16 protein-coding genes and 1 tRNA gene are annotated in these 19296 nt (G+C 57.0%); 2 read left to right on the top strand and 15 right to left on the bottom strand.

The genetic code is table 11. The features are described from left to right. The first annotated feature begins 787 nt into the window (after positions 1-787). Entirely contained in the window at positions 788-2878 is a 2091-nt protein-coding gene (locus QUE41_RS04735) for an alkyl/aryl-sulfatase (protein WP_286341779.1), read from the top strand. Positions 2879-2934: 56 nt separating this feature from the next. On the opposite strand, the gene nlpI is transcribed toward QUE41_RS04735, so the two are convergent. The 14 genes from nlpI to rlmE form a co-directional block, all read right to left on the bottom strand. Beyond that, entirely contained in the window at positions 2935-3843 is a 909-nt protein-coding gene (nlpI, locus tag QUE41_RS04730) for a lipoprotein NlpI (protein ID WP_286341778.1), read from the bottom strand. Between the two features lie 224 nt (positions 3844-4067). Next, the gene (pnp, locus tag QUE41_RS04725) at positions 4068-6167 is read right to left on the bottom strand and encodes a polyribonucleotide nucleotidyltransferase (protein WP_286341777.1); all 2100 of its coding nucleotides are present in this window, start codon (positions 6165-6167) and stop codon (positions 4068-4070) included. 356 nt (positions 6168-6523) lie between these two features. Continuing rightward, a complete protein-coding gene (gene rpsO / locus QUE41_RS04720) occupies positions 6524-6793 on the bottom strand; it encodes a 30S ribosomal protein S15 (RefSeq protein WP_028108592.1) in 270 nt (89 codons plus the stop codon). 88 nt (positions 6794-6881) lie between these two features. Further along, positions 6882-7826: a tRNA pseudouridine(55) synthase TruB gene (gene truB, locus QUE41_RS04715; RefSeq protein ID WP_028108593.1), complete on the bottom strand. Its 945-nt coding sequence runs from the start codon at positions 7824-7826 to the stop codon at positions 6882-6884. Beyond that, positions 7826-8236 carry a 30S ribosome-binding factor RbfA gene (gene rbfA / locus QUE41_RS04710; RefSeq protein WP_286341776.1) on the bottom strand — a complete coding sequence of 137 codons (411 nt, stop codon included), beginning with the start codon at positions 8234-8236 and terminating at the stop codon, positions 7826-7828. Before rbfA ends, truB begins: the two co-directional genes overlap by 1 nt. A 44-nt stretch (positions 8237-8280) precedes the next feature. Continuing rightward, on the bottom strand, positions 8281-10923 hold the full coding sequence (gene infB, locus QUE41_RS04705; protein WP_286341775.1) for a translation initiation factor IF-2: 2643 nt from the start codon (positions 10921-10923) through the stop codon (positions 8281-8283). Positions 10924-10949: 26 nt separating this feature from the next. Beyond that, positions 10950-12452 (bottom strand): transcription termination factor NusA, encoded by a 1503-nt coding sequence (gene nusA, locus QUE41_RS04700; protein ID WP_286341774.1) that lies wholly within the window; start codon positions 12450-12452, stop codon positions 10950-10952. Between the two features lie 28 nt (positions 12453-12480). Further along, on the bottom strand, positions 12481-12936 hold the full coding sequence (gene rimP, locus QUE41_RS04695; RefSeq protein ID WP_286341773.1) for a ribosome maturation factor RimP: 456 nt from the start codon (positions 12934-12936) through the stop codon (positions 12481-12483). A 474-nt stretch (positions 12937-13410) separates the two neighbouring features. Continuing rightward, a tRNA-Leu gene (locus QUE41_RS04690) sits at positions 13411-13496 on the bottom strand. A gap of 8 nt (positions 13497-13504) precedes the next feature. Beyond that, entirely contained in the window at positions 13505-13807 is a 303-nt protein-coding gene (gene secG, locus QUE41_RS04685) for a preprotein translocase subunit SecG (protein ID WP_286341772.1), read from the bottom strand. Positions 13808-13812: 5 nt separating this feature from the next. Next, complete coding sequence (gene tpiA, locus QUE41_RS04680; RefSeq protein WP_286341771.1) at positions 13813-14595, bottom strand: triose-phosphate isomerase; 783 nt, start codon at positions 14593-14595, stop codon at positions 13813-13815. A 102-nt stretch (positions 14596-14697) separates the two neighbouring features. Further along, the gene (gene folP, locus QUE41_RS04675) at positions 14698-15534 is read right to left on the bottom strand and encodes a dihydropteroate synthase (protein ID WP_286341770.1); all 837 of its coding nucleotides are present in this window, start codon (positions 15532-15534) and stop codon (positions 14698-14700) included. Between the two features lie 62 nt (positions 15535-15596). Continuing rightward, positions 15597-17537 (bottom strand): ATP-dependent zinc metalloprotease FtsH, encoded by a 1941-nt coding sequence (gene ftsH / locus QUE41_RS04670; RefSeq protein ID WP_286341769.1) that lies wholly within the window; start codon positions 17535-17537, stop codon positions 15597-15599. Between the two features lie 42 nt (positions 17538-17579). Next, positions 17580-18218, bottom strand: coding sequence for a 23S rRNA (uridine(2552)-2'-O)-methyltransferase RlmE (gene rlmE, locus QUE41_RS04665; protein ID WP_286341768.1), 639 nt, complete (start codon positions 18216-18218; stop codon positions 17580-17582). A 128-nt stretch (positions 18219-18346) separates the two neighbouring features. Here rlmE and yhbY point away from each other — a divergent pair, with 128 nt between their 5' ends. Further along, positions 18347-18649, top strand: coding sequence for a ribosome assembly RNA-binding protein YhbY (yhbY, locus tag QUE41_RS04660; protein ID WP_286341767.1), 303 nt, complete (start codon positions 18347-18349; stop codon positions 18647-18649). A 48-nt stretch (positions 18650-18697) separates the two neighbouring features. Here yhbY and greA read toward each other — a convergent pair whose 3' ends face one another. Continuing rightward, positions 18698-19174, bottom strand: a complete 477-nt coding sequence (gene greA / locus QUE41_RS04655) for a transcription elongation factor GreA (RefSeq protein ID WP_286341766.1) — start codon at positions 19172-19174, stop codon at positions 18698-18700. Positions 19175-19296: the final 122 nt, after the last annotated feature.

Genomic DNA, 19296 nt, shown 5'->3' with positions numbered 1-19296 from the left:
GCCAAATTTAGCGCTCGAAAAAGAGCTTATGACTTAAGCATAGCAGCAGACTGTTCAGTTCTCTTCAAGGCCCCAGAGTAGGGTCGTTCGGCAATCTTGTGGCCGGAAGATGAGACTCACCAAACCCCTGAAATGAATTCGCTGGCGAATCCAGTTGAGATACGAATGTAGGTTAAGCAAGATTATCAATCTGGGGTGTCAAAAACAAGGCAACGTCAACAATCTGACCATGATTCAGGATGTTCCGAAAACGTTCGATACATTTTCAAGTCTCATCCGACCTCAGCAGGATAAAATCATTGACAAGAGCCAGACCTCTAGAGTAATCACTCGCGCATTGACGGTTGTTTTCAGCATAAACAACTTAAGAATTACTACCCTCCGCCATCAAGAGACTCTCAACCTGCTTTACAGCCACTAATTTGTGGTATCACTATCGCCTCAAACCTGTGTGCATGGATACAGTCCCCGCCACCTTTTTAGCTCAAAAATTCACCAAACCTAAGTTTCGCAGAGTATTAAACTCTCACTCGTCTTATTTTATTCGGCGGCTTTTACCAGCTCTATTTTTATTATTTTCACTGCAAGACACCGGATAAGATGCATATTTCAACCAACATTAACCCTCTGCCCCTAAATGGCGACTGAAGGCGCCACTACTGCCAAACGGCACCAATACACACTACGTCCCCCTCCATATTTAGTTCACTGTTTTTAAGCTCTTTTCTTGCAGATGGCCCAAGCTGAACTAGCTTTCTTGTAGACCCACACTCAAGGAGGAGTCCTGATGGCTTCAAAAGCGCCTATTCTCTTGGCAACACTGCTGATCACTTCAATGGCCGCTCTGGCGTCCGGGGGCGGTGCCGTGCTGTCCGATCCGGGTGCCGCAAAAGGCGAGCACTTCCACCCCAAGGGCAAGCACCCCTCCAGTTACACCCTCGCCATACGTGAGGAGCAGTTGACAGCCCTGCCCTTCAAAGATGAGCGAGACTTTGAAGAAGCCAAGCGTGGCTTTATAGCCGCCCCGGAGTATCAACAGATCATGGCGGAAGCGGGACATGTGGCCTGGGACATGGGCAGCTATCAGTGGTTGCTGCAAGACAAGGAGTTCGAAAGCATCCACCCCTCCCTTCAGCGCCAGGCGATACTGAATATGGCCTATGGTCTGTTTGAGGTACTCCCGGGAAAGATCTATCAGGTAAGGGGGTTCGACCTGGCCAACATCACCTTCATCAAAGGCGACACCGGCTGGATCATCTTTGACCCACTGACCGCCAAGGAAACCGCCTCCGCAGCCCTCAAGTTCGTGAACGAGCAGTTGGGTGAGCGGCCGGTCAAAGCGGTGATCTTCTCCCACTCACACGCCGACCACTTCGGTGGTGTTCGTGGCGTTGTCGATGAGCAGGATGTGCTCAGTGGTAAGGTCAAGCTCATTGCCCCGGTCGGCTTTATGGAAAACGCCGTCTCTGAGAACGTTTACGCCGGCAACGCCATGAACCGCAGGCTGTTCTTCCAGTATGGCGTGCTGCTTCCCCGCAGTCCCTTTGGTCACGTGGACCAGTCCATCGGCAAAAACACCGCCGCGGGTAATCTGGGGCTGATCGCACCCAACACCATCATTACCAAGGATTTTGAAACCCTGACCATCGATGGCATCACCATGGAGTTTCAAAATACGCCAGGCACCGAGGCGCCGGCGGAGATGAACACCTACTTCCCGGATCTCAAAGCATTCTGGGCAGCAGAAAACATCACAGGTACGGTACACAACATCTACACCCTACGTGGCGCCCTGGTTCGCGACGCGCTGGAGTGGTCGAAACAGATCAACATCGCTCTCTACCGCTATGGGATGAAGGCGGATGTGATGTTCGCCTCTCACAGTTGGCCTCGCTGGGGCAACGAACGCATCCAGGAGGTGATGCGGGCGCAGCGGGACATCTACGCCAACCTCAACAATGAAGTGCTGCACCTGGCCAACTCCGGGGTGACCATCAACGAAGTTCACAACGAATACCGGCCACCGAAGAACCTGAGAGACCAGTGGGCCGCCCACAGTTATCACGGCTCCGAAGCCCACAACAGCCGCGCGGTACTCAATCGCTATCTGGGTTATTGGGATGGTAACCCGGCCACCCTGATCCCCCTCTCCCCCAAAGAATCCGCGCCTCTTTTCGTGGAGATGATGGGCGGCTCTGACAAGATTCTTGCCAAAGGCCAGGCACTGTTCACCAAAGGTAAATACAAGCTGGCCCAGGAGATCCTCAACAAACTGGTCTATGCGGAGCCAGACAATCAACAGGCCAAAGACCTGCTCGCCGACGTGTTTGAGCAGATCGGTTACCAGCAGGAGAGCCCCAGTGTGCGAAACAGCTTCCTGGCTGCCGCCTATGAGCTGCGCTCCGGCATTCCTGAGGGCAACTCACCGAAGACCGGCGGAGCGGATACCATCAAGGCGATGGCCACCGAGCTATGGCTGGACTTTCTTGGTATTCGCCTGGACAGCGCCAAGGCCGGCGAGCAGGAGTTTGTCATCAACCTGGTGCTGCCCGACATCAACGAGGAGTTTGTGGTGGAATTGAGTAACGCCACCCTGACCAACATCAAAGGGGTTCAGGCCAACAATCCGGACCTGACACTGACCATCAACCGCAGCGATCTGGAGCCGGTCATGATGGGCACAGCCTCTTTCGACGACCAGGTAACCGCAGGCAAAGTGAAGCATCAGGGCAACCTGGACCACTTTCGCAGCCTGCAGTCGATGTTGGTCAACTTCAATCCTGCCTTCGAACTGATGCCCGGCACCGCCCGCAAGCCCGCAGACACTGGCAAGGTGACGCTGGCTCAGCCCCCCTCCGGCAGCAGCAGCGGCATGTAGGACACAAAAAAGAAGGGGGCCAATCGGCCCCCTTACTCAGTCTGTTGCACCAGGGCCTAGTTGGCCTGTGTCTCCTGCTCCGCCTCTTCCATCAATTGCTCAGCAATCTGACGCATCTCCATGATGGAGTAGCGATGCTCGACGAACTCATAGACGTTGGTGGCCAGTGACAGCTTGAACAGGTTCAGAGCCCGCCTTGGCTGACCGTCCATCCTGGCCTGCTTGCCCATATAGAAGTAAGCTTCACACAGACGCTCTGCCAGTTGCTTCTGATGGCTCAGGTCCTGCCTGGCCGCAGCCAGAAGCTGACCTTCGTCCAGTTCACCCAGGTAGTAGGCAACCAGGGCAGCGCCCCAGCCATCCTGAATGCCCTGACTGCGGGCCTTTAGGCCTACCAGTGCCTGCTCAGAGTTGCCCTGGCGCTCAGCCAGATAGAGCCACAGGGCACGGTAGGCGTCGCCGGTGTCCCGGTTGTAGAACTCCTCCAGATCAGACATCGCCAGCTGCGGCCGGCTGCCGTAGTAGAGGGCAATACCGCGATTGAGAAAGGCAAAATCATACTCGGGGTCGAGCTCCAGCACCGCGTCGAAGGCTTCATAAGCCTGATCAAACTCCATTGCCTGGGTCAGGTAGATCCCCATGAAGTTGTAGGCATCGGGCAGGTCCGGGCGCAGCTTCAGGGCGCGGGAGAAATCGATGCGTGCCAGGGTGCGCAGGCCAACACTGTCATACAGCACACCACGGTCATAGAGGAACCGGGCACGCTGCTCCTCGGACAGCTCGGCGGTGATCAGCACTTCGCTGATCTTGGCCAGAGCCAGCTCCAGGTTGGCATCTGGCTGCAACGGCGTCACCAGCATCATCTGGCCACCGCCCTGCTCCTTGGGTGCCTCTGGGGTTGCGGCGCAACCGGTCAAACCGAGGCAGAGGACCCCCAGGGCCAGCCAGTATTGTCTTAATCTCATAGAACCATCCTTTTGCCGCCGCTAAAGCAGCGGCGTGCCATGTATGCTCTCATTGTAGAGGGGGACCATGGCAAACGCATTAACTATTTGTACAACGTCAAAAAACTAAGGAGTTAGAGGCGCAATAGTCCCCGGGGTTCCCCAAGTATCCATCGGAATTTCACCGCACCGGAAAAAGAAAAGGGAGCCCCAAGGCTCCCTTTTGCTAAGGATGAAAACCGGACTTATTCGCCCTTGGCTTCACCTTCGATGGCGTCTTTGATGGAAAGACGGATGCGGCCCTGACGGTCCACTTCCACAACTTTCACTTTCACTTCCTGGCCAATGGACAGGTGGTCAGCCACGTTGTTTACGCGCTCGGCGGTGATCTGGGAGATGTGAACCAGACCATCTTTGCCAGGCAGGATGTTCACGAAGGCACCGAAGTCTACGATGCGAACAACCTTACCTTCGTAGATGCGACCCTCTTCCACGTCGGCGGTGATCGCTTCGATGCGACGAACCGCTTCGGCAGAAGCCGCGCCATCGCTGGAGGCGATCTTCACGGTACCGTCGTCTTCGATCTCGATGGTGGTACCGGTCTCTTCGGTCAGAGCACGGATGTTCACGCCGCCCTTACCGATCACGTCGCGGATCTTGTCAGGGTGGATCTTGATGGTGGTGATGCGAGGTGCATGCTCGGACAGCTCTTCACGGGCGGAAGGCAGGCTCTCATCCATCACGTTCAGGATGTGAATACGGGCCTCGTAGGCCTGCTTCAGGGCAACCTGCATGATCTCCTGGGTAATACCGGCGATCTTGATGTCCATCTGCAGGGCGGTAATACCGTCACGGCTACCGGCAACCTTGAAGTCCATGTCACCCAGGTGGTCTTCGTCACCCAGGATGTCAGACAGAACCACGTAGTTGTCGCCTTCCTTCACCAGACCCATGGCGATACCGGCTACGGAGGCCTTAATTGGCACACCGGCGTCCATCAGGGCCAGAGAGGTACCACATACGGAAGCCATTGAGGAGGAACCGTTGGACTCGGTGATCTCACTTACCACACGGATGGAGTATGGGAACTCTTCAGCAGAGGGCATAACCGCCATCACACCGCGCTTGGCCAGCTTACCGTGGCCGATTTCGCGGCGCTTGGGAGAACCGATCATGCCGGTTTCGCCCACACAGTAGGGAGGGAAGTTGTAGTGCAGCATGAAGCGATCGGTGCGAACACCGGTCAGCTCATCGATCATCTGAGCGTCACGCTCGGTACCCAGGGTAGCGGCAACCAGGGCCTGAGTCTCACCACGGGTGAACAGGGCAGAACCGTGAGTACGGGGCAGAACACCTGGAGCCACGGACAGGGCGCGGATCATCTTGGTGTTACGACCATCGATACGTGGCTCGCCGGCCAGAACGCGGCCACGAACCACGGTCTTTTCCAGGCTACCCAGAACGTCGGAGATCTCCTGACCATCCAGCTCTTCGTTTTCGGCCAGCAGCGCTTCTTTGGCTTTGGCTTTAACGGCGTCGACGGCGTCCTTACGCTCCATCTTGTCGGTGATGCGGTAGGCATCGCCCATGTCGGCCTCGGCCAGCTCGGCCACCTTGGCGATCAGGGCTTCGTTCTTCTCAGGGGCAGTCCAGTCCCAGGTAGGCTTGCCAGCTTCGGCCTTCAGTTCGTTGATGGCAGCGATCACTTTCTGCTGCTCCTGGTGACCGAATACCACGGCACCCAGCATCACGGACTCGGACAGCATAGCCGCTTCGGACTCTACCATCAGTACCGCGTCGGCAGTACCGGCAACCACCAGGTCCAGATCGCTCTCTTCCAGCTCGGTGATGGAGGGGTTCAGCAGGTAGTCGCCATCTTTGTAACCTACGCGGGCACAACCGATGGGGCCGGCGAAGGGGATACCGGACAGGGCCAGGGCGGCGGATGCACCAATCATGGCAACCACGTCAGGCTGGATCTCAGGATCAACAGACACTACGGTGGCAACAACCTGAACCTCGTTCTTGAACCCTTTGGGGAACAGAGGACGAATAGGACGGTCGATCAGGCGAGCAGTCAGAGTCTCACCTTCGGAAGGACGACCTTCACGCTTGAAGAAACCGCCTGGAATCTTGCCCGCTGCGTAAGTTTTCTCCTGGTAGTTCACCGTCAGAGGGAAGAAGTCGCGACCGGGATCGGCCTGCTTTTTACCAACAACGGTAACCAGCACGGTGGTATCACCCATGCTTGCCAGTACGGCGGCGTCAGCCTGACGAGCGATGACACCGGTCTCCAGAGTGACCGTGTGACGGCCATACTCAAAACTCTTAATGACGGGATTCACGTTATGTGTTCCTTAGCAGTATTTTTAACCTTAAATTTCGCGGATTAGTATACTGCAATGCTGGGGGAATGACAGGCGTCAAGGGGGAAAAGGTGGAAAAATCGCTCACCTATACCAATTGCACTAAATATCTGGCCATTCAGCTGAAATTTAACGGGCTTTAGGCAAGGCAGGCAAACGAAGCTCTAGTGGCTCTAAAGTAAGATTGCGTAACACAGCATAAAGCCCGCCAAAATCAGCCCGGAGGGAACGTCTCACTGCCACTGACTCGTTGTTGTACCCACTTGAAAGAGGCCCAGTAACCAAATACAAAAAAGGGGACCCCAAAGGGTCCCCTCTCTTTCGGAATGCATCTATTAGCGACGCAGGCCCAGCTTGGCGATCAGCTCAGCGTAGGAGGTGTGGTTCTTACGCTTCAGGTAGTCCAGCAGCTTACGACGCTGGGAAACCATGCGCAGCAGACCACGACGGCTGTGGTGATCGTGGATGTGCTTCTTGAAGTGACCTTGCAGATGGTTGATCTGGTGGGTCAGCAGAGCTACCTGAACCTCAGGAGAACCGGAATCGTTCTCGCCGCGGCCAAACTCAGCCAGAATCTTTGCTTTCGCTTCAGTGCTTAGTGACATAATAATCTCCGAATTTACAAATAGGCTGGGCCGATCACTAATTCAGCTCCAGCAGGACGGGGTATTCTAGCGGCTGTGTCCCCTGGACTCAACCCTGGCTGACGTTAATCAGCCTCTTTGGTGCCACCAGGCCGTCTGCGTCGATTTCACCGACACCGACAAACACCCGCTGGCTGCCCACGGTCAGGCGTACCGCACCCTCTTTGGGCGCCTTGGGAACCTGAACAGGCTGGCCCTGCATGATGTAGCTGGCCACCACCTCGTTCATGTTCACCTCAGGCAGAGTCATCACCGCAGTGTCCATCGGCAGCAGCAGGGGATCCAGCAGCTCTTTGGGCTTACGGCCCTGGTCCAGGGCCTGTTGCAGCAGGTTTTCCAGCTGTTCCAGGTTGACCATGCGCTCATAGGGGTAACCGGCCACCTGGGTACGACGCAGCACGGTAACGTGCGCTCCGCAGCCCAGCAGCTCGCCCATGTCGTCGACAATGGTGCGGATGTAAGTGCCCTTGGACACGTGCAGTTCCATCTCCACTTCATCGCCTTCGAATCGGATCAGCTCCGCTTCGTAGACGTTGATGGGGCGGGCCTCACGGGGCACCTCGATGCCCTGGCGGGCATACTTGTACAGGGGCTCACCCTGATACTTCAGGGCGGAGTACATGCTGGGGATCTGCATCGACTCACCACGGAAGTGGTCAATGGCCTTGTTGATCTCTCCCAGGCTGATGTTCACCGGGCGCTCCTCAACCACTTCACCATCGGCGTCCGAGGTGGTGGTGCGGACACCCAGCTTGGCAACAACGCGATAGCGCTTATCCGCCTCCAGCAGGTACTGGGAAAACTTGGTGGCTTCACCAAAGCACAGAGGCAGCATCCCGGTCGCCAAAGGGTCCAGGGCACCGGTGTGCCCCGCCTTGGCGGCGTTGTAGATGCGTTTTACCCTCTGCAGGGCATCGTTAGAGGTGATGCCCGCCGGCTTGTCCAGCAGGACAATGCCGTCAACCAATCGGCCGCGAAAACGACGTCTGGCCATTACTTCTGATCCTCATCTGACTCTTGAGTGCCGTGCTTTTCGGCCTTAGCCTCATCCTCGGCAACCGCCTTGTTCACCGCATTGGTCATGCGGATCCCCTCCACCAACGACTTGTCGTAGGTGAAGCGCAGTTCGGGAATGGCGCGCATATTGCGCAGGCTGGAGGCCAGCAGTGAGCGGATGTAGGGCGCCAGCTCAAGCAGCGCGTCCATCTGGCTCTTAACCTGCTCTGGCTCGTCGTCCAGAAAGGTCACAAACACCTTGGCATAGTTGAGATCCCGGGACACCTCAACGTCGTTGATGGTGGTCATCCCCAGGCGGGGATCCCGGATCTCGCGCATCAGAATCATCGCCAGCTCACGCTGGATCTGCTCATTGACACGCCGGGTTCGACTGAATTCTCTCGCCATAACACCTAAATCCGGGGAGGGTTTCCCCTCCCCTACTCAATTGCTTACAGGGTACGCTTCACTTCGACGGTTTCGAAGACTTCGATCTGGTCGCCGACTCTCACGTCATTGTAGTTCTTCACGCCGATACCACACTCCATGCCGTTACGCACTTCGGCAACGTCGTCCTTGAAGCGACGCAGGGACTCCAGCTCGCCTTCGTAGATAACCACGTTTTCACGAAGTACACGGATGGGGGCGGAGCGCTTAACGATACCCTCGGTAACCATACAGCCGGCAACCGCACCAATCTTGGGCGACTTGAACACGTCACGCACTTCAGCCAGACCGATGATCTCCTGCTTGAACTCAGGGGCCAGCATACCGCTCATGGCCGCCTTCACCTCATCGATGAGGTCGTAGATCACGCTGTAGTAGCGCAGATCCAGGTTCTCGTTCTCGACGGTGCGACGGGCAACGGCATCGGCACGGACGTTGAAGCCCACCATGATGGCGTTGGACGCCGCCGCCAGAGAGGCGTCGGTCTCGGTGATACCACCCACGCCACGACCGATGATGTTCACCTTCACCTCGTCGGTGGACAGCTTCATCAGGGAGTCGGCAATGGCTTCCAGGGAGCCCTGTACGTCGGCCTTCAGGACCACGTTCAGTTCGGACACATCCCCTTCCTGCATGTTGGCAAACATGTTCTCCAGTTTCGCCTTCTGCTGACGGGCCAGTTTCACCTCGCGGAACTTACCCTGACGGTGCAGGGCCACTTCACGGGCTTTCTTCTCGTCACGAACTACGGTGGCTTCATCACCGGCAGCAGGAACCCCGGACAGACCCAGGATCTCTACAGGGATGGAAGGACCGGCAGACTTGATCTCTTTACCGTTCTCATCGCGCATGGCACGAACACGGCCATACTCCAGACCACAGAGAACGATGTCGCCCTGGTTCAGAGTACCTTCCTGTACCAAAACGGAGGCGATAGGACCGCGGCCCTTATCCAGGCGGGACTCGATCACCACGCCGCGAGCCATGCCCTCTTTGCGTGCGGTCAGTTCCAGTACTTCGGACTGCAGCAGGATGCCTTCCAGCAGCTCGTCGATGCCCATGCCGGACTTGGCGGAGACGTGAACAAACATGTGCTCACCACCCCAGTCCTCAGGGATCACGTCGTGCTGAGACAGCTCGTTCTTAACGCGATCCGGATCGGCGGACTCTTTATCCATCTTGTTCACGGCAATCACCAGGGGCACACCGGCCGCCTTGGAGTGCTGAATCGCTTCGATGGTCTGAGGCATCACGCCGTCGTCGGCTGCTACCACCAGAACTACCAGGTCGGTCGCCTGGGCACCACGGGCACGCATGGAGGTAAAGGCTGCGTGGCCAGGAGTATCCAGGAAGGTGATCATGCCGTTGCCGGTTTCTACGTGGTAGGCACCGATGTGCTGGGTAATACCACCGGCCTCACCATCGGCCACCTTGGCGCGACGGATGTAATCCAGCAGAGAGGTCTTACCGTGGTCAACGTGGCCCATGATGGTTACAACGGGTGCACGTGGCACAGACTCAGCACCGGTGTCGCGATCGGACAGTACGGAATCTTCCAGCTCGTTTTCGTTACGCAGAATCACCTTGTGACCCATCTCTTCACACACCAGAACGGCGGTTTCCTGATCGATCACCTGGTTGATGGTCGCCATGGCGCCCATCTTCATCATCACCTTGATCACTTCGGTGGCCTTCACGGCCATCTTGTTGGCCAGTTCACCTACGGTGATGGTTTCACCCACTTCAACGTCGCGAGTTACCTTTTCAACAGGCTTCTGGAAGCCGTGCTGGTTGGCAGCAGGCTTGCCACGGCCACGGCCGCGACCACGCTGAGGACCGCGAGCGACACGGTCGTCGGCAGGCTTTTTCTTCTTGCGACGACGGCCGCGCTCGGCCTGGGCGTCGGAAGCGTCTTCTGCTGCACGGGCAGCGGTAGAGGTGGTCACGTGGTAATCCGCTTGCTCGCGGGCCTTACGCTCCTTCTCTTCCTGTTCCCAGCGCTTGGCGTTCTCTTCCGCCAGACGCTTGGCCTCTTCGGCCTTGGCTTTGGCTTCCTCTTCCGCCTTACGAGCGGCTTCGGCTTCCTGGGCTGCCTTCAGTTTCTCCGCTTCCTGACGGGCGGTATCATCTTGGGCCTTATCTTTCGCCATCAACTTCTCTTGCTCCTCGCGCTTGGCTTTCTCTGCTGCCTGTCGCTTGGCCTTATCCTCGGCGTCACGTTTGGCTTTCTCTTGTGCTTCGCGCTTGGCTATCTCTTCGGCTTCACGTTTGGCCCGCTCCTCCGCCTCTCGGCGCGCCGCTTCTTCTGCGGCCTTACGGGCTTCCTCTTCCTGACGTTGCTGCTCTTCAATCGCGCTGCGCTTCACATAGGTGCGCTTCTTGCGCACCTCAACCTGTACGTCCTTTGATTTGCCTCCGCCGGCGTTCACGCTCAGAGTAGAGCGCTTCTTGCGTTGCAGAGTCATGCGGGTAGGCTCCGTGCCGCCCCCGTGCTGGCCGGACAGGTGGCTCAGCAGGGTCTCTTTCTCCTGTTGAGTAACGCTGTCGCTAGCACCTTTCTTAATGCCGGCTTCGGCAAACTGGGCAACCAAACGATCAACCGGCTTACCTACTTCTTTGGCGAGTTGTTCTACTGTCAAATCTGCCATATTTCTTGAATCCTCCGTTGATCGACTCAGGCCTCGTCACTGAACCAGCAAATGTTGCGGGCGGCCATAATCAGTTCGCCGGCCTTTTCTTCGGTCAGCTCTTCAATTTCACTCAGGTCATCGATGCCTTGCTCGGCCAGATCTTCCAGGGTAATAACACCCTTGGAAGCCAGCACGTAGGCCAGGTGACGATCCAGGCCCTCCAGACCCAGCAGGTCTTCAGCAGGCTCGGCACCGTCCAGGGCTTCTTCGCTGGCCAGGGCCTTGGTGGTCAGGGCGGCTTTGGCGCGCTCTCGCAGCTCCTCAACCATCTCCTCCTCCAGGCCTTCGATCTCCAGCAGCTCCTGAATTGGCACGTAGGCGATCTCTTCCAGGCTGGTGAAGCCCTCATCAACCAGGACTTCGGCGAACTCGTCGTCGATGTCCAGGCCGTCTACAAACAGGGTGATCAGACGATCAGACTCTTCCTGGTGCTTGGTGGCCATGTCATCGGTGGTCATCACGTTCAGTTCCCACTCGGTCAACTGAGACGCCAGACGTACGTTCTGACCGTTACGACCAATGGCCTGGGCCAGGCTGTCAGGCTCTACGGCAACGTCCATGGAGTGAGCGTCTTCGTCCACCACAATGGAGCCGACATCCGCAGGCGCCATCGCCTTGATCACGTACTGAGCCACGTTGTCGTCCCACAGGACGATGTCGATACGTTCACCACCCAGCTCACCGGATACCGCCTGAACTCGGGCACCACGCATGCCCACACAGGCACCGACGGGGTCGATACGCTTATCGTTGCTCTTCACGGCGATCTTGGCTCGGGAGCCTGGATCACGGGCGGCGCCCATAATCTCAATCATCTCCTCGCCAATCTCCGGCACCTCGATGCGGAACAGTTCGATCAGCATCTCTGGCTTGGTGCGGCTCAGGAACAGCTGGGCACCACGGGACTCGGGGCGCACAGAGAACAGCAGAGCACGAACGCGGTCGCCGGGGCGGAAGTTTTCGCGGGGCAGCATCTCTTCGCGATACAGGATCGCGTCGGCGTTGTTGCCCAGGTCCAGGATGACGGAGTCGCGGTTCACCTTCTTCACCACGCCGGTCACCAGCTGTCCCTCTTTATCGCGGAACTGCTCGATGATCAGGCCACGCTCGGCTTCGCGTACCTTCTGCACGATTACCTGCTTGGCGGTCTGGGTGGTGATGCGGTCGAACTTCACAGACTCGATCTGTTCTTCCACGTAGTCACCGGCTTCGATGCTCTCATCTTCGTACATGGCGCGCGCCGCGGACAGGGAGATCTCCTTGGTAGGCTCCTCCATCTCCGCGTCGTCTTCCACTACCAGCCAGCGGCGGAAGGTGTCGAACTCACCGGTTTTCTGATCGATCTCGACGCGAACCTCGATCTCAATCTCATACTTTTTCTTAGTGGCAGTCGCCAGGGCCGTTTCCAGGGCCTCGAAAATCTTCTCACGCGGCAGTGCTTTTTCGTTAGATACCGCTTCGGCGACTAATAAAATCTCTTTGCTCATGGGTCAGCCTCGTTTCACCCTGAAACTCTCAGAATTTAGCTACCAGGTGGGCTTGCCGCACGTTAGCTAAAGCCACTTCCTGATCCTTACCTTGCACTGACAGGGTGATCATTTCGCCTTCTACAGACTTGATCTCGCCCTTCAGCTTGCGTTTACCCTCCATCGGCATGTTGAGCAGGACATTCACCTCCTCGCCGATGAAGCGTTGATAATGGGCCGGCGTAAACAGAGGACGCTCGATGCCGGGAGAAGAAACCTCCAGGTTGTACTCGGTGCTGATGGGGTCTTCCACATCCAGCACCGCGCCTACCTGGCGGCTCACCTCGGCACAGTCATCCACTGTGATGCCGTTTTCGTGGTCGATAAACACCCTAAGAGTGGAGTGCGAACCGGCACGAACATACTGAATACCAACCAGCTCGTAGCCCAGGGCCACCACCGGTTCTTGCAACATATCGGTTAAGCGTTGCTCTAACGTAGCCATTGCGCCTCCCCCTACAAACGAAAAAAGGGCCTAAAGCCCTGTTATCAAAGTGACAATTACGATAAACACAATCAGATGGCCTGTTCTCTACAGCCCCATGTGATTGCGCTATCGTCTCCATCACAGTGGTTCAGATAACAAAAAGCCCCGAGCAAAACGGGGCTTAAAGTGCGCTGGACCCTGTTTAGGATGACTTGGGTCATCGAACCATTCCAGGGGAACAGCTCACCGCCTCCGTCGCGGCCTTCTCGGTAGTACAACATCACCTTGCGGTGATTACGGAGATCTGCGGTCTGCCCTCAGCACCGGACAACAACCGCGAGATTACCCTCAACAGTTTAGTCCATCGCTGCCCCTCGGGAGGGGGGTCAAACCAGCGGCCTAGATTATACTGATGCAGCCTTGACCACGCAAGGGCATCACCAAGCCACAAAAAAGAAAAAAGGCCGATTTTTCAATCGACCTTTTTCGGTATGGTGCCGAGAGCGGGACTTGAACCCGCACGTCCATAGGACACTACCCCCTCAAGATAGCGTGTCTACCAATTCCACCACCTCGGCGTATTCTGTTACTGCGGCAGGTTGTCCTGTACAGGCTGCTCCACTTCGATGGTTTCGAAGTCGCTGGTCACCTTGCCCTTATGAGAGGACATGTTACCCAGAACCAGGCTCAGTACAAAGAACAGTACGGCGCAGATTGCGGTGGCTCGGGTCAGGAAGTTACCTGAACCTGTGGACCCGAACAGGGTACCGCTGGCACCGGCGCCAAAGGAGGCACCCATGTCTGCACCTTTACCTTGCTGAATCAGCACCAGGCCGATAATGGCCGCGGCGACCAGCAGGTAAGCTACCATCAAAACCGTAAAAAGCATATCGCTTATTCCGCGTTCATTGCGATGCTGCACACTGCCAGGAACTCGCTGGCATTGAGGCTCACACCGCCAATTAATCCACCGTCCACATCGGGCTGAGAGAAGAGATCCGCTGCATTGCTGGGCTTAACACTGCCACCATACAGGATTCGAATCTTCTCGCCGATAAAGGGCGAAACGTCAGACAGTCTCTGTCTGATAAAAGCATGCACCTCTTGGGCCTGCTCTGGGGTGGCGCTCTTGCCAGTACCTACCGCCCAGAGGGGCTCGTAAGCAATAATGGCATTATCGAAGGCCAAGGTCCCGACTTTTTCAATTACCGCATCCAGTTCACCGGAGATAACTTCAAAAGTTCGGCTCGCTTCGCGGGCCGCCAGGGACTCCCCAACACACAGAATGGGAGTCAGTCCCATCTTCTGCGCTGTGGCGAATTTATCTGCCACGATGTCACTGGTCTCACCGTACATACGACGGCGCTCGGAGTGACCAATGATCACGTATTTACATCCGAACTCGCGCAACATGGAGGCGGAAACCTCACCTGTGTATGCGCCATATTCGTGGTGGCTGACGTTCTGCGCTCCGAGGCGAACCAGTCGGCCGTCCAGGCTTTGCTTGCTCTCTTCCAGCAAGCGGCTGGCACTCTCCAGGAATACAGTCGGCGGACAAATCAGCACTTCGGCGGAATCATCCTTAAGCTTGGCAAACTTCTTGACCAGCTCATCAGCTAACTGACGGGAGCCGTTCATCTTCCAGTTGCCGGCGACCATAGGGCGTCTTAGTGCCATACTTCTCTCCTGTGAAAGCGGGCGAGATAATAACGAACCCCTTTTTAAGTTACAAGTCCTCACCCGTTAAAAACCGTCTTAAGCGGCTTAACTGCTTCTATTTTATCCGTCTTGCCACTTCTGTGTCTCTGCCAGCACCTTAAGAACGTCGACCGTCTCACGGACATCGTGCACACGCAGCACCGACGCGCCCTCCTGGGCACAGAGCAGGGCTCCGGCGAGGCTGGCCGCAAGGCGCTGATCCACCTGACGTTCCAGCAAGTTGCCAAACATGCTCTTTCGGCTCAGGCCGGTCAGCAGAGGCAGACCCATATCGAGAAACTCTCTCATTCTGGCCAGCAGCTGATAGTTGTGGTCCAGAGTCTTGCCAAAACCAAAACCGGGATCCAGCAGCAATAGCTCCCTGGGTATCCCCGCCGCGACACAGGCCTCGATGCGCGCCTCGAAAAAGCCACGGATATCGGTCATCAGCTCGCCGTACACCGGGGACTGCTGCATGGTCCTGGGCTGGCCCTGCATGTGCATCAGACACACCGGCACCTGCAGATCCGCCGCCGCCGCCAGGGCGCCGGGTTCCTGCAGGGCCCTAACATCGTTGATCAATCCGGCGCCGGAGGCCACCGCTTCACGCATCACCTGGGCCTTGCTGGTATCCACGGAGATTACCACGTCCAGTTCGGAGCTGATGGCTTCCACCACAGGCACCACCCGGTTGAGCTCCTCCTGCAGCGCCACATCCGGCGCACCTGGGCGGGTGGACTCGCCGCCCACATCCAGGATGGTGGCCCCGTCGTTGACCATCTGTCTGGCCTGCTCCAGGGCGGTATCCAGGCGGTTGAAGCGACCGCCGTCGGAGAAGGAGTCCGGAGTCACGTTGATGATCCCCATCACCTGGGGCCGGGTCAGGTCCAGCACTCGGCCGGCGCAATCGAGTCTCATCGTTTCCTCTCTCCATAAAAAAGTCCCGCCGATGGCGGGACTTCGTAGTGTATCAGATTCTGTTACTTGGCGGGGGCACCGGCACCGTCAATGTCGGTGTCTTTGCTCTCAGGGGCCTTGGGCTCAGACTCCACCTTACTGCCACCAGTAGGCTTGTCATCGGAGTCGCCGCTGGTCCAGTCCGCAGGCTCACGCACGTCTCGACGGGCCATCAAGTCATCGATCTGCTTGGCATCAATGGTTTCGTACTTCATCAGCGCTTCGGTCATGGTGTGGAGGATATCCATGTTGTCCTCCAGGATGCTCAGGGAGCGCTGATAGTTACGGTCGATGATGTCCTTGATCTCTTCGTCGATCATCTTAGCGGTCTCATCGGACATGTGGCTGGCCTTGGCCATGGAGCGGCCCAGGAACACCTCACCGTCCTCTTCCGCATAGTTCATCGGACCCATGCGAGAGGAGAGACCCCACTGGGTCACCATCTTACGGGCGATCTCGGTGGCCCGCTCGATATCATTACTGGCACCCGTGGTCACCTTGTCGGCACCATAGATGATCTCTTCGGCGATACGGCCACCATAGAGGCTGGAGATCATCGACTCCAGGTGCTGCTTGGAGTGGCTCCAGCGATCCTGCTCAGGCAGGTACATGGTGACACCCAGGGCACGGCCACGAGGAATGATGGAGACCTTATAGACCGGATCGTGCTCAGGCACCATGCGGCCGACAATGGCGTGACCGGCCTCGTGATAGGCGGTCATCTTCTTCTCCTCCTCGGTCATCACCATGGAGCGACGCTCCGCCCCCATCATGATCTTGTCCTTTGCTTTCTCAAACTCCTCCATGGAGACCAGGCGACGGTTACCACGGGCGGCAAACAGGGCCGCTTCGTTCACCAGGTTGGCCAGGTCGGCACCGGAGAAGCCGGGGGTACCACGGGCAATGAGATCCGCTTTCACGTCTTCTGCCAGAGGCACCTTGCGCATATGCACCTTGAGGATCTGCTCACGACCGCGAACATCGGGCAGACCTACGGTTACCTGACGGTCAAAACGACCAGGACGCAGCAGCGCAGGGTCCAGCACGTCGGGACGGTTGGTTGCAGCGATAACGATGATACCTTCGTTACCTTCGAAGCCATCCATCTCAACCAGCATCTGGTTCAGGGTCTGCTCACGCTCATCGTGACCACCACCCAGACCGGCGCCACGCTGACGACCCACCGCATCAATTTCATCGATGAAGATGATGCAAGGGGCAGACTTTTTGGCCTGGTCGAACATGTCGCGAACCCGGGAGGCACCCACACCCACGAACATCTCGACGAAATCGGAACCGGAGATGGTGAAAAACGGCACCTTGGCTTCACCGGCAATGGCTTTCGCCAGCAGGGTTTTACCTGTACCCGGAGGACCGACCATCAGCACGCCGGTGGGGATCTTACCGCCCAGCTTCTGGAACTTGGTGGGGTCACGCAGGTAATCCACCAGCTCCGCTACCTCCTCCTTGGCTTCGTCGCAACCGGCGACGTCGGCGAAGGTGGTCTTGATCTGGTCTTCGCCCATCAGGCGCGCCTTGCTCTTACCGAAGGACATGGCGCCTTTGCCACCGCCCCCCTGCATCTGACGCATAAAGAAGATCCACACGCCCACCAGCAACAGCATCGGGAACCAGGAGATGAAGATCTGGGCCAAGACACTGGGCTGTTCCGGTGGCAGGCGACTGATGTCGACTTTGTTCTTGATCAGGTCATCAACCAGCTTCACGTCCATAGCCGGCATGTAGGTAATGAACTGATCGCCGTTGCGGGTCTTGCCCGTGATGGTAATTCCATCCTCCTGGAACTCTACGGATGGCACCTGGCCATTGCTGTAGGCTTCAATGAAAGCGGTATAGCTGATGGCATTACCGGTGCTGCTGGCAGGGTTGTATCCCTTAAACACCGACATCAGCACGACAGCGATAACCAGCCATAAAATCAGATTTTTCGCCATGTCACTCAAGGTAGAGAACCTCGCAAATTCCTTTGTTTATTCTTAGCAAGCTTACAACTTGTAGCCGCTTGCCACAATGTAGACCTCTCGGGACCGAGCACGGGAGGAATCCGGTTTACGAATTTTTACAACTTTGAAGGCTTTACGTATGTCAGCCAGGTATTGATCAAATCCTTCACCCTGGAACACCTTCACGATGAAACTGCCGTTGGGGGCCAGCACCTGGTAACACATGTCCAAAGCCAGCTCCACCAGGTACATGGCAGAGGGTTGGTCCACCGAGGCGTTACCCGAGAAGTTGGGGGCCATGTCCGACAACACCACGTCCACCTTATCGTCCCCCACCTTTTTCAGCAGGGCGCCCAGTACCGCTTCCTCACGAAAATCCCCCTGGAGGAAATCGACGCCGGCGATTGGGTCCATCGATAAAATGTCGCAAGCGATCACCTGGCCCTCCAGGCCGATCTCCTGCACCGCGTACTGAGACCAGCCACCCGGGGCCGCCCCCAGATCCACTACGGTCATCCCGGGCTTAAGCAGTTTGTCCTTGCCCTGGATCTCCTCCAGCTTAAAGACCGCCCGCGAGCGCAGCCCTTTCTTCTGGGCCTCCTTCACGAAGCGGTCATCGAAGTGTTCTTTCATCCAGCGCGTGGAACTGGCGCTGCGTTTCTTTTTCGGATTAGCGGCCATAACTCTCCAGACCGTCGATGTGCCAATGATCTTACCGGGAGTGGAACACTACGGTAAGAATTAGTATTACGCTATAGATGGCGTTAGAATACGCGCTTTTCAAGTCCCCAAACGAAATGAGTGGCCTAATGAGTCAATTAACAACCAAGCAGAAGCAGTACCTCAAGGGGTTGGCCCACAGCCTGAAGCCCGTGGTTCTGCTCGGTGGCAACGGCCTGACCGAAGGGGTCATGGCTGAAATCGAACTGTCCCTGGCTCACCATGAGCTGATCAAGGTGAAGGTTGCCAGCGAAGACCGCGACAACAAGCGAGCCATCATCGATGCCATCGTCCGTGAATCCGGCGCCGCCGAGGTGCAGGTTATCGGTCACATCCTGGTGCTGTATCGCCCTTCTGAAAAACAGAAGATCGAACTGCCCAAGGGCCGATAACAAAAAAGCCGCACACGATGCGGCTTTTTTGTACCAGAGTACAAGGTATTACTTGTACTCCACCTCGATAATTTCGTACTCAACCTCGCCGCCCGGGGCTTTCACCACCACCACGTCATCCAGCTCTTTGCCGACCAGAGAACGGGCAATGGGGGAGTTCACGGAGATCATCCGCTGCTTCAGGTCCGCCTCGTCGTCACCCACGATGCGGTAGGTCACCTCTTCATCGGTTTCCACATTCAATATGGTCACTGTGGCACCGAAGATCACCCGGCCATTGTTGGGGATCTTGGTGACATCGATGACCTGAGCCGTAGACAGCTTGCTCTCAATGTCGCGGATACGGGCTTCGCACAGACCCTGCTCTTCACGGGCGGCGTGATACTCGGCGTTCTCTTTCAGATCACCCAGCTCACGGGCCTCGGCGATGGCCTGGGAGATCGCGGGGCGCTTGGTATGTTTCAGATGCTCCAGCTCTTCACGCAGCTGCTGAGCACCCACAACGGTCATAGGAACCTGGGTCATAATCTGCTTCCAATTCAGTTCGGACAAAAGCTCTCCCGGCCAGGACAATTCCTGACCCCATAGGGGTGAATCCGGGGAGTTTATTCTCGCTAGGAGCATCGATTGTAATAAGAAAACGCCGG

This window comes from Ferrimonas sp. YFM (genome assembly GCF_030296015.1).
GTDB lineage: Bacteria > Pseudomonadota > Gammaproteobacteria > Enterobacterales > Shewanellaceae > Ferrimonas.
The sequence above is the reverse complement of the archived record's forward strand: the minus strand, read 5'-3'. Positions and strand labels throughout refer to the sequence as shown.

Excerpts from the sequence above, each read along its gene's own strand:
- secG (WP_286341772.1), bottom strand. The coding sequence starts at position 13,807 with ATGCTTTTTACGGTTTTGATGGTAGCTTACCTGCTGGTCGCCGCGGCC.
- QUE41_RS04735 (WP_286341779.1), top strand. The coding sequence starts at position 788 with ATGGCTTCAAAAGCGCCTATTCTCTTGGCAACACTGCTGATCACTTCA.
- yhbY (WP_286341767.1), top strand. The coding sequence starts at position 18,347 with ATGAGTCAATTAACAACCAAGCAGAAGCAGTACCTCAAGGGGTTGGCC.
- truB (WP_028108593.1), bottom strand. The coding sequence starts at position 7,826 with ATGGCCAGACGTCGTTTTCGCGGCCGATTGGTTGACGGCATTGTCCTG.
- nlpI (WP_286341778.1), bottom strand. The coding sequence starts at position 3,843 with ATGAGATTAAGACAATACTGGCTGGCCCTGGGGGTCCTCTGCCTCGGT.
- infB (WP_286341775.1), bottom strand. The coding sequence starts at position 10,923 with ATGGCAGATTTGACAGTAGAACAACTCGCCAAAGAAGTAGGTAAGCCG.
- rbfA (WP_286341776.1), bottom strand. The coding sequence starts at position 8,236 with ATGGCGAGAGAATTCAGTCGAACCCGGCGTGTCAATGAGCAGATCCAG.
- greA (WP_286341766.1), bottom strand. The coding sequence starts at position 19,174 with ATGACCCAGGTTCCTATGACCGTTGTGGGTGCTCAGCAGCTGCGTGAA.
- folP (WP_286341770.1), bottom strand. The coding sequence starts at position 15,534 with ATGAGACTCGATTGCGCCGGCCGAGTGCTGGACCTGACCCGGCCCCAG.
- nusA (WP_286341774.1), bottom strand. The coding sequence starts at position 12,452 with ATGAGCAAAGAGATTTTATTAGTCGCCGAAGCGGTATCTAACGAAAAA.
- rpsO (WP_028108592.1), bottom strand. The coding sequence starts at position 6,793 with ATGTCACTAAGCACTGAAGCGAAAGCAAAGATTCTGGCTGAGTTTGGC.
- tpiA (WP_286341771.1), bottom strand. The coding sequence starts at position 14,595 with ATGGCACTAAGACGCCCTATGGTCGCCGGCAACTGGAAGATGAACGGC.
- rimP (WP_286341773.1), bottom strand. The coding sequence starts at position 12,936 with ATGGCTACGTTAGAGCAACGCTTAACCGATATGTTGCAAGAACCGGTG.
- rlmE (WP_286341768.1), bottom strand. The coding sequence starts at position 18,218 with ATGGCCGCTAATCCGAAAAAGAAACGCAGCGCCAGTTCCACGCGCTGG.